This is a genomic window from Octadecabacter dasysiphoniae, from assembly GCF_021532615.1.
In the GTDB taxonomy this organism is placed as follows: Bacteria; Pseudomonadota; Alphaproteobacteria; order Rhodobacterales; family Rhodobacteraceae; genus Octadecabacter; species Octadecabacter dasysiphoniae.
Genome location: NZ_JAKGAQ010000011.1, coordinates 1 through 4,870, shown reverse-complemented (window position 1 = coordinate 4,870; position 4,870 = coordinate 1). Strand labels below are relative to the sequence as shown.

Here is a 4,870-nt window from a genome sequence, read left to right as displayed (position 1 = left end):
TCGGACGGCGATGTTAACACCGCACAAACGCGGTTTAGCACGGCAGCAGAGGCTGGCAATCCGGTTGCGATGTTCAGCCTTGCCCAACTTCTTGAGACACAAGAGACGCCCGATTTGGTTGGCGCCTATGCGTGGTCCAGTCTTGCTGCGGTGCGTGGATTGAACGAAGCGGCAGTCTATCGTGACCGTCTTGAAGCAAGCATGACATCTGGTGATGTTTTGGCAGGACAAGCGCAGGCACGCGCGTGGACGGAAGCGAAATTGGCAGACATGGCTGATGGCAACCCGTAACACCCCTTTTCGTACCGGCCCCGCAAGGACGTTCTTGGCGGTGGCTGGGCTGGTGGGTGCGATTGTATTGGCCCCCCAAACTGCGCAGGCGCAGGATTTTTGTCTGGACGTGAACCAGATCGATCTGATCGGCATCACCTTGATTGATGAGCCTGCGCAACAGGCATTGACGGCGCCTTTTGCGGGCCGCTGTCTTGGATTGTCGCAGATCGATGATTTGTTGCAGGCGGTGTCGCTGGCCTATGTGGATCGCGGATATATCGCGGCGCGTGCGTATTTGCCGGAACAAAACCTTGCGGATCGCCAGCTTGAAATTCGCGTGATTGAAGGCAGTCTTGCGCGCATTGATATGAACGGGCAGGCGCAACCGCATTGGCAGGAACGTGTGTTTCCCGGTCTTGTGGGGGAACCAGTAAACCTGCGCGAGGTCGAACAAGGCCTCGATGTTATCCGCTCCATGCCTGGCTACAGTGCCGAGATTGAATTGACGCCGGGTGCGCAAGATGGTGCATCCGTGCTTGAAGTGACGGCCTTGACACAGCGGCCTTGGGATTTTCGTCTGGGCACGAACAATCTGGGCCTCGAGAATGAGGATCCCGGCCAAACTGTGGCCACGGGGCAGTTCATCACCACGGCCAATATGTCGTTTTCAAACCTGCTTGGGCTGAACGACGTGTTGACGTTGGATGCAAGCAAATCGATCCGCGACAACCCGTTTGATGTGAATTACGATGGTCCCGGTACGCGCAGTGTTGATCTTGGGCTGACGTTGCCGCGCGGGCCTTGGAGTACGGAATTTGGGCTTGGATGGTCGGATTATGCGACCGAGACCCCCGGTGCGATTAGCAACGTCGTGGTCACCGGTGATACGCGCACGGCCTTTATCGGAGTTGAGCGGCTACTGGAACGCGACCGTGACAGCAAGACCTACCTCAACGCGCGGCTGACCCGTCGTGATAGCGAAAACCGCATTGCGGGCGCGCGGATCGAGGCGTCATCGCAAGTGATTACATCGCTTCAGCTTGGGGCGCGCCATGAAACGGTTTGGAATGGCGGTCAGCTGACAGCATCGGCTGGTCTGGAACAAGGTCTTGATATTTTCGGGGCTGATGATGCCAGCACAAAGCTTATTGGCCTTCCTGATGCGCAGTATACGCTGGTGGACGGATCGCTGTCGTATTTCCGCACATTTGAGACGGATGACGCGTTCAGTTGGCAAAGCAACCTGTCGGTTCAAATCAGCGCGGATCGGCTTTATGGTGCGCAGCAGTTCGGGTTGGGCAGCAACGACACCGTGCGCGGTGCGCGTGAGCAGGTCGTGGCAGGCAGTTCGGGTATTTTGTGGCGCAATGAAATGCGCTGGGGTGCCCCGGCCGAGCGTAACGATATTTACGGCCAGTTGCAGTTATATGGTGGGCTTGACTGTGGCTGGATCGCTGATCAGACAAGTCTGGGTGTCACGGGGGGCGGTGTCAGTGGCGCTGTGATCGGTGTGCGCAGCATCGGGGCGGCGCTGTCGTTTGATGTCAGTTACGCCGAAATACTATCGACACCGACGGGCGTGGCGCGCCCTGACGGTGAAGTGTCAGTTTTTGAAAGCTTATGGAACAGGTATTAAGAACATGAACATGACTTCGAAAACGACCTCGCATAATATGTCGCGCAGTGGCTTTTCTGTTTTGCGCGCGCGCATCCGCGAAGGGCTGCGTCAAAGTGTGGCTGCGTTGTCGTGTGTCTTGATCACGGTGCAACCTGTTCTTGCACAAAGCGTCGTCCCCACCGCAGGCGGACCGGCCGTGATCACGGCCCCCAACGGGGTTGGTGTGGTCAATATTCAAACGCCCGATGCGCAAGGTCTGTCCCATAATACCTATGATCAATTCAATGTCGGAGCCGAAGGCCTGATCCTGAACAACATCGACGGCAATTTCGCACAAACGCAACTGGGCGGCGTCATCGCAGGCAACACGAACCTTCAAAACGGATCAGCCAGCATTATCCTGAACGAGGTCGTCGGCGGCAGCCCAAGCACCCTTGGTGGCTACCTTGAAGTAGCAGGCACGCGGGCGGATGTGATCGTCGCCAACCCGTATGGTATGACCTGCGATGGCTGCGGATTCCTGAACACCAACCGTTTGACGCTGACGACAGGCACGCCGATCTATGACAGTGGACAGTTCAGCGGTGTGGCCGTTGATGACGGCACGATTGCAGTGGGTGAGGGCGGCCTTGATGCGTCTGATACCACGCGCTTTGATCTGATTTCGCGCCAGATTACGGTCGCCGGATCCGTGCAAGGCCAACGTATTCATGTGATCGCGGGCCGCAATGACGTGATTTATGCCACGGGCGAAATCCGTGAACGCGCGGATGACGGGTCCACATCACCCGACTTGGCGATCGACAGCACGGTCTTTGGCGGCATGTATGCCGGCGCAATCACCATCACATCGACCGAAGACGGTGTGGGCGTGCGCGCGCCGCGTGAAATGGCCGCCAGCACGGGCCAGATGACATTGACCGCAGATGGACGTTTGGTTTTGGGCCGTGTGTCATCCGTTGGGCCAGCGCAAGTGACCACGACCCGCGGATCAGTGCAGGTTGACCAAAGCCTGACATCGAACGCAGGCCTTACAATTACCAGTGCGCAAGATTTGATCGTGGCAGCAGACGCCAAGATTGTCGCACAAGCGGCGGCGGTTTTTGATATCGCGCGCGACGTCGATCTGGGTGCGCGCGCAGAACTTGTGTCTGCAGACAGCATCACCGCGAATATTGGCCGTAACATGCTGATGGAGCAATCTGCGCAGGTGTTGTCCTACGGCGATGTCGTGATCACGGCTGCGGAGATAGACGTGGGTCAAGACGCGCAATTTATGGCCGGTGCATCCGGTGGAACGGGCGACACGAGCGTCGCAAACCTGTCATTAACTGCGACCGACACGCTGACCTTGTGGGGGGCGACGGCGGCGTCGGGTGGCAGCATCGATGTTGTGACACAGGCGCTGAATATTGCAGCGCAAGGCGGCATTCCGGCGGGTCAGTTTGTGGCCACGGCGGACGCGCGATTTGCGCTGACCCGTCTTGAGGCGCTGGACGGTGTATTGCAGGCGGGGCAACGGCTTTCGCTGGAAAATGCAGGCGGTATTCTGACTGTGAATGGTGGCGTTCTGCAATCGGGCGACGCGCTGTTGTTGTCGGGGCAAGGGCTTGATTTTGACGCCACCGCCCAAAGCATTGGTGGCACGCTCACAGCGACGGCCACTGCGGGTGATATGTTTGTGGATGGCACGCTTTCTGGCGCGCAGGTTGATGTCGATGCGAGCGGCGCGGTGAGCATCAGCGGGACCGTTCAAGCCAGCGGCATTGTCGATCTGACGGCTGGGGTGATAACCAACACAGCTGCGGGCGTTTTGCGCGCGAGCGATCTTCGCCTCGAGGCGGCACAAATCACCAATGATGGCACGGCCTACGGCGTGGGCGCACTTATGGTTGCGGCATCGGGTACGGTGACAAATACGGGCACTGTGTTGTCGGACGGCTGGCTTAGCGTCGCGGGCGGTCAGCCTGATTTGGTGAACGCCGAGGGTGGCGAGATTACCGCCGCCGATGACGCAGTATTCACGCTGGCAAGTCTTAGCAATGCGGGCGCGATTGCATCCACGGACGGGCGCGTCCTGATCACAAGCGCGGGCGACGTTACCAACACGCAAACGGGCGTTTTGTATGGCCAGAACCTGCTGCAAATCCTGAGTGACGGGGCCGTGATCAACGACGGCGGCGCGTTGCTTGCGCAGGATGATATGGTGATGGGCGGCGCGTCCGGCGCGGTGGATGCACGCGCAGCGCAGTTTACCAACCAAAACGGCGGCCTTGTCGAGACGTTCTCGGGCGATCTTCAAATCGCGGCGGCGGTGTTTGAAAACTTGGCAGATACGCCAGTTGTGAGCGAAACTGTGGTCACACAAAATGATGCGACCCAAACCGGTACCTGCAATGGCGGTACAAAATACGATTGCACGCAGACCATCAGTGAGGAAACCACCACCACCCAGACGGCTGCAGGCTTTGGTTTGCCTGCACAGATTATCGCAGGAGCAGACATGACGCTCAGCGGGGACGCGGGTGCGAATACTTATAGCCTTATTTCGGCTAGCGGTGATCTTATGTTGGATTTTGGATCACTCCGCAACGAAGGCCTTGATTTGGTCGAGACTGTGGAAAATGTGCGTAATATCCACCGATTTTATCGCGAGGGACTCGTTCATAATCGCCACGATGTCTATTGGACCGAGATTGACCCACCCGCAGTGCACCAAATCGGGGCTGTCTTTTCCAGGATCGAGGCAGGTGGCAACATCAGTGGAACCATTACAGGCTATATCCAAAACGGTGCGGTGACGCAAAACACCCAAACCACTGATAGTATTGCGAAGGTTCCTAGTCTTACCACCATAGAACCCACAGATCTCAATCTGACGCCGCTGGGCAGTGATATTTCCGGCATCACAGCGGGGTCTATCGGCAATCCGGCATTGGTTGTCACCAACGTTGACCCTGATGCCAGCTATCTGGTCGA

At 57.8% G+C, this 4,870-nt stretch carries 2 protein-coding genes and 1 pseudogene; all 3 read left to right on the top strand.

Annotation, left to right across the window (positions count from 1 at the left end; genetic code table 11):
* Positions 1-291: pseudogene (locus L0664_RS18410) on the top strand (hypothetical protein); the annotation flags it as partial.
* Complete coding sequence (locus L0664_RS18405) at positions 278-1,909, top strand: ShlB/FhaC/HecB family hemolysin secretion/activation protein (protein ID WP_235227368.1); 1,632 nt, start codon at positions 278-280, stop codon at positions 1,907-1,909. The pseudogene L0664_RS18410 and the gene L0664_RS18405, both read left to right, overlap by 14 nt.
* Positions 1,910-1,919: 10 nt before the next feature.
* On the top strand, positions 1,920-4,870 hold a 2,951-nt coding region (locus L0664_RS18400), incomplete at its 3' end, for a two-partner secretion domain-containing protein (RefSeq protein ID WP_235227367.1).